At 39.8% G+C, this 6,211-nt stretch carries 5 protein-coding genes; all 5 read right to left on the bottom strand.

Annotated features, from left to right (window positions below):
• A partial coding sequence (locus tag ADM33_RS01755; protein ID WP_049502917.1) for an N-acetylmuramoyl-L-alanine amidase family protein occupies positions 1-1,076 on the bottom strand: 1,076 nt, incomplete at its 3' end.
• Positions 1,077-1,197: 121 nt separating this feature from the next.
• Positions 1,198-2,805 (bottom strand): CTP synthase, encoded by a 1,608-nt coding sequence (locus ADM33_RS01750; RefSeq protein WP_049502916.1) that lies wholly within the window; start codon positions 2,803-2,805, stop codon positions 1,198-1,200.
• A 318-nt stretch (positions 2,806-3,123) separates the two neighbouring features.
• Positions 3,124-3,699 carry a DNA-directed RNA polymerase subunit delta gene (gene rpoE, locus ADM33_RS01745; RefSeq protein ID WP_049502915.1) on the bottom strand — a complete coding sequence of 192 codons (576 nt, stop codon included), beginning with the start codon at positions 3,697-3,699 and terminating at the stop codon, positions 3,124-3,126.
• Between the two features lie 292 nt (positions 3,700-3,991).
• A complete protein-coding gene (locus ADM33_RS01740) occupies positions 3,992-5,191 on the bottom strand; it encodes an ABC transporter permease (RefSeq protein ID WP_049502914.1) in 1,200 nt (399 codons plus the stop codon).
• Positions 5,188-6,081: an ABC transporter ATP-binding protein gene (locus tag ADM33_RS01735; protein WP_049502921.1), complete on the bottom strand. Its 894-nt coding sequence runs from the start codon at positions 6,079-6,081 to the stop codon at positions 5,188-5,190. Before ADM33_RS01735 ends, ADM33_RS01740 begins: the two co-directional genes overlap by 4 nt.
• Positions 6,082-6,211 lie beyond the last annotated feature (130 nt).

Below are 6,211 nucleotides of genomic sequence, written 5' to 3'. Positions count from 1 at the left end.
TCTGGTGTGCGTGTATTGCTAAGCATATTACCAGATGAAGCCAGATAGTACCACTTACCATTATCTTTGATCCAACCTGTTGCCATTGCACCAGAATCTTTTAGATAATACCAAGAGCCGTTATCTTTGATCCAGCCTGTTGCCATTGAACCTGAGTCTTTTAGATAATACCAAGTACCACTATCTTTAAGCCAGCCTGTCGCCATTGAACCTGAGTCTTTTAGGTAATACCAAGAGCCGTTATCATATAACCAATCAGCTGAAATCATAGCTCCTGATGATTTAAAGGCATACCAGCTGCCACCTTGATGAAGCCATGTTTGATTAAACATAACCCCTTTATCATCCATAAAATACCAGCTTTCCTGATCCTTAATCCAAGCATCTTTAACTAGTTGGCCTTGTTTTTGATAGTACCAGTTTTGTTTTGATTTTAGCCAGCTAGCAGTTTCAAAGATTGGAGAAAGTTCTACATATGATCCACTACTATTATATTTCCGAACAATTCTTCCTGGTTTAATTAAATTAAGAGTTCCTTCTTCACGCCAGGCAACAACAGATTTTCCTGATGTTTCAGTTGGAAGGTTTGCAATATAAGATTCATTTAGAGAATCCCATGAACTTTCTAAGATTTGATCCCCATCGAGAACAAAGTAACCACTCTTAGCGTCATCTGAATAAACATCGTCAACTACTTTAGTCGACCAAGTCTTCACTTCATTTCCACTCTTAGCTTCTACCACAATATTCCCACGGTATCCATAAGGGATATAAAAGTGTAGAAAACGTCCCATATCTTCAGTTTTAGATACTGTTCTTTCCTCAGCTAAGAAGTTAGTATTTTGCTTTTCTCCATTTAAACTAACTGTCCATTCGATTTCGCTAGTACTAGGCAGATCTAACACTTTAATATTTACTTCATATCCATTATTAATTTTGCTGACTTTCCCATTCTCGTATCGAATACCACCCTTAATAGGCCATACCTCTTGCAACTCGAAAGCTTTAGCAGATTGTGGAAGAAGCAGCATAGCTAAACCAGCTAAAGACAAACTAAATAGTGTGATTTTTTTCATAGGATTTCCTCCTATTTTTTTTATTTACGTTAATTATATCACTATGTTATTTTTTTGCAAGAGATATCCTAAATTTATATAGGAAAAACCTCTGAGATGACTCTCAAAGGTTTAATCATGACTATTTACTATTTTCAACCGCTGCTGTTACAAAAGCAGTGTAGAGTTCTTCTGGGCGGTTTGGACGACTTGATAGCTCTGGATGGTACTGACAAGCCACAAAGAATTTGTTTTCTGGAATTTCCACAATTTCTACCAAGCGGTTGTCTGGTGAAACGCCTGAAAAGACAAAACCTGCTCCTTCAAACTGTTCACGGAAGGCATTGTTAAACTCATAACGGTGACGGTGACGACGTTGCACCACTTCTTTGTTATGATAAGCTGCAGCTGCCTTAGAACCACGTTTTAACTTAGAAGGATAAAGTCCCAAACGAAGGGTCCCACCCATGTCCTCAACATCAATCTGATCACGCATGATATCGATGATAGGATATTTGGTATCAGGATTTAGCTCTGCTGAATTAGCTCCTTCAAGTCCTAAGACATTACGGGCAAACTCGATACAGGTCAACTGCATACCCAAGCAGACTCCCAGCATTGGTACATCATTTTCACGCGCATAGCGAATCGCTTCAATCTTACCTTCTGTTCCACGTTGACCAAAACCACCTGGCACGATGATTCCGTCAGCATCAGATAGGAGTTCTACCACATTGTCAGCTGTCACATCGTTAGCATTGACCCAATCAATCTTGACTTCTGCATCATTGGCATAACCAGAGTGTTTCAAGGCTTCAACAACTGAGATGTAGGCATCTTGTAACTCAACATACTTACCAACAAGAGCAATCTTGACTTGTTTTTTGAGGTTCATAACCTTGTCAACCATAGCTGACCACTCTGTCATATCTGCTGCAGGTGCATCAATCTTCAAATGGTCGCAAACAATTTGATCCATACCTTGTGCTTGCAGATTAAGTGGGATTTGGTAAAGATGATCCACATCCAAGGACTCGATAACTGCTTCTGGTGCCACATCACAGAACTGGGCCAGTTTATTTTTAATTCCTTGTCCAGCTGGCTTTTCAGTACGGATGACCAACATATTAGGCTGGATTCCCAAACCACGCAATTCTTTGACAGAATGTTGAGTTGGTTTGGTTTTCATTTCACCAGCTGCCTTGAGGTAAGGAAGCAAGGTCGTATGAATATACATGACATTATCTGCACCCACATCTGCCTTCATCTGACGAAGAGCTTCTAAGAATGGAAGGGACTCGATATCGCCGACTGTTCCACCAACCTCTGTAATAATAACATCAGAGTCAGTCGTTAGAGCAGCACGCTTGATTTTTTCTTTCAAGGCATCTGTAATATGGGGAATAACTTGGACAGTTGCTCCAAGGTACTCTCCACGGCGTTCCTTACGAAGAACTTCACTGTAGATTTTACCAGTTGTCACGTTTGAGTATTTATTGAGATTGATATCGATGAAACGTTCATAGTGACCTAGGTCCAAGTCTGTCTCAGCCCCATCATCTGTTACAAATACTTCTCCGTGCTGGTAAGGGCTCATGGTTCCTGGGTCAATATTGATATAAGGGTCAAATTTTTGAATGGTCACCTTCAAACCACGGTTTTTCAAAAGACGCCCAAGGCTCGCTGCAACGATCCCTTTCCCAATAGACGATACCACACCACCAGTGACAAAAATATATTTCGTAGACATAGATTCCTCTTTCTAAAATGCTCAAGGTCTTGTTTACTAACAGGGGATTGAGAAAACAAGACCTTCATCAATAACTACACCCCAAGAAGAAAAGCTTCCTGGAAAAAACAAAAATAGCTCCCTAATAACTAGGGAGCTTCGACCTCTAAAAGAGGTGCCCGAACAATATATTACCTCAAAATGAAGCATTTGTCAAATAGAACAAATCGTTGACTTGGCGCATTCCAGCTTACAAAACTAATTCAGACTAATACAAAAAAGCTGGACTAGGAAATCGAGACTTGATAGACCGATTCCAGCTCCAACTCCTTTTTATTTTTATTCTTCCTCTTCTTCAGAGTCTTCGTCGTCTTCTTCATTAAGATCGACTTCTTCATCTAGATCATCTGGGGCAATTTCATTGATTTCAGCATCGTAGGCTTCCACTTCATTCTTCTCATCATCTGGATTTTCATCATCATAAGAAAGAGCTGGATCTTCTTCGTAGGCGTCTTCATCCTCTGGATCATCTGCACTGTAATCAATAGCATCTGTATCACCATCCATAAAGGCGTTGACACGTTTTTTCTTAGCCTTAGGTGCTACTTCTTCATCATCACTTTCTTCAAGAGCAATGATTTCCTCATCGATTTCATCCACTCCATACCATGAACGAAGGCCCCATTTGTTATCTCCAAGTGAGATAAAGCTACCGTCAAAGTTCAACTCTGTATAGAACAAAGGCAATGCTTCACGAATATCGCTATTAGAGGTACCGAGATAGTTTTGGATTTCATTAACCAAATCACTAAAATGCATTTCGTGATCACGACCACGGAGTTCCAAGATGGCACGAGCCACCTCAATCATAGATAGTTCACTTTTTTCTTGCCCAGCAAATACTTCTAATTCCAAAGCGTTTCTCCTCATTTTTTACTACTAACGTCAGAGTGGATAAACTCTGATCTCATTTTATCATGTACTCTTTATTGTACGATAATTTTGCCTAATAGTCAAAGGTTTAGGAGAAATAAATGTGAAATATTTCAGCTAATTAATACTCAATGAAAATCAAAGAGCAAACTAGGAAGCTAGCCACAGGCTGCTCAAAACACTGTTTTGAGGTTGCAGATGGACGCTGACGTGGTTTGAAGAGATTTTCGAAGAGTATAAAAGACCTGGGAGATACACTCACAGGTCCGATACTTTATTTATAACTTAAAGCTCGTTTAAAGGTTTTCCAGATCCCCAAATCATCTGTTTGAAGGACCAAACTAGCATACATACGTCCGATAAAGGCTGTTGCAGTAACTGCAAAAATAACCGTTATAGCAAGCGAAATCCAAGCTTCTAGTCCATTAGCGTATCCATTGATAGCTCTGAAAGGCATAAAGAAGGTTGAGACGAATGGAATGTAAGAACCGATTTTCAAGATCAAATTATCCCCAGAAGTTCCTAAGACAGTTACTCCAATGAAACCTACCATAATCAGAAGCATCAAAGGCGATAAAGCCTTACCAGAGTCTTCAGGTCTTGAAACCATAGAACCTAAGAAGGCAGCCAAGACCACATACATAAAAAGACTAACCAAGACAAACAACAAGGTATTGATCGAAAAGGCCTCTCCCAAGTGATTTAGAATACCTGAATTAGCCAAGATAGGCATATCTTTAAAGAATAAGATAGCTCCAAGACCACCAACGACATAAATACCAATATGAGTCAAAATCACAAGAAGTAAGGCAATCATGCGTGCGTAGAAATAATGGCTAGCACGAATGCTTGAGAAGACCACTTCCATGATTTTGGTTCCTTTCTCGCTGGCTACTTCTTGAGCAGTGACACTAGCGTAAGTAATCAAAATCATATAGAGGAAGAAACCCAGTCCTGCAGCCGCAAAGGTTTGAACCAACTTTTTATTTTCCTTGGCTTCATCAATCTGTTCTGTAAATTGAACCGTTTGAGCCAAGCGTTTTTCCTGTTCCTGAGACAAATTTGCTTCTGAACGGTTGAGTTGGGATTGGAGTTCATTCAACTTAGCGGTCACTGCTAACTTAATACCACTCTCTAGTGAAGTTTCACCATGATAGACTGCCTTAAGGACACTATCTTCTTGGTCAATCATCAGATAGCCCTTGATTTTCTCATCCTTGATAGCAGCTTGGGCACTCGCTTCATCCTTATAGTCAAAGTTAAGACCATTGGTCGATTTAAGTTCTTCTGTAACAAGAGGAACAGAACTAACTACTGCTACCTTACTATTTTGAGCCAAGGAAGAACCTTGGAGAACACCAATTCCTCCAGATAGACCTAAAAAGAGGAAAGGCGAAATCACCATAAAGAAGAAACTCCACGACTTGACATGTCTTAGATAGGTTTCTTTGATTACAACCCACATATTTCTCATACTTCCACCCCTGATTCTAATTTAAAGATTTCATCGATTGTTGGAGCTTGTTGGTCAAAAGTCGCGATATATTGTCCTTGAGTCAAGATTGGGAAGAGTTCTCTACCTGCACTTTCATCATCTAAAATCAACTTCCAACTACCTTGCTTGGTCAAGCTAACCTGTTTAACATGAGGAAGACTCTCCAGTTCTTCCTTGCTTCGTTCACTTGAAACAAAAAGTCGTGTTTTGCCGTATTGATTGCGGACATCTTGAACCGGTCCATGCAAGACCACACGCCCATCACGAATCATGAGGATATCATCACAAAGTTCTTCGACATTGGTCATGACATGGTCAGAAAAGATAATGGTTGCTCCACGCTCTTTTTCTTTCAAGATAACCCGCTTAAGGAGTTCGGTATTGACTGGATCCAAGCCACTAAAAGGCTCATCTAGGATAATCAAGTCGGGTTCATGAATCAGAGTAATAATCAACTGAATCTTCTGTTGATTTCCTTTTGAGAGACTCTTAATCTTGTCCGTCAGTTTTCCCTTGACTTCCAGTTTTTCCATCCATTGAGGGAGTTTTTCTTTAATTTCCTTAGTGTCCATGCCTTTTAGGGTCGCCAAGTAACGAACTTGTTCAAGGACTGTCAATTTAGGCATAAGGCTACGTTCTTCAGGGAGATAACCAATGCGAGCATAGGTCTCCTGACGAATATCTTGACCATCAAGCTCAATCTCCCCTTGATAGTCTAAAAATTTCAAAATACTGTGAAAAATAGTTGTTTTCCCAGCTCCATTTTTCCCAACCAGCCCCAAAATACGCCCTGGTCGTGCTTGAAAGTCAACACCAAACAAAACTTGCTTAGGCCCAAAACTTTTCTCTAGATTCCTTACTTCGAGCATCATCCACCTCCGAAATTTATTGCACTCATTATACTCCTTTTTGATAGCTTTTACAATGATTTATGTACATTTTTAAATCTTGATTTCAAGAAGGATATTTTCTGGATAGGAACTTTATTAGCTTATTACC

Source organism: Streptococcus oralis, assembly GCF_001075875.1.
Classification (GTDB): Bacteria; Bacillota; Bacilli; order Lactobacillales; family Streptococcaceae; genus Streptococcus; species Streptococcus oralis_I.
The sequence above is the reverse complement of the archived record's forward strand: the minus strand, read 5'-3'. Positions and strand labels throughout refer to the sequence as shown.

Coding starts and splice junctions, on each gene's coding strand:
- ADM33_RS01750 (WP_049502916.1), bottom strand. CDS start 2,805: ATGTCTACGAAATATATTTTTGTCACTGGTGGTGTGGTATCGTCTATT.
- ADM33_RS01740 (WP_049502914.1), bottom strand. CDS start 5,191: ATGAGAAATATGTGGGTTGTAATCAAAGAAACCTATCTAAGACATGTC.
- ADM33_RS01735 (WP_049502921.1), bottom strand. CDS start 6,081: ATGCTCGAAGTAAGGAATCTAGAGAAAAGTTTTGGGCCTAAGCAAGTT.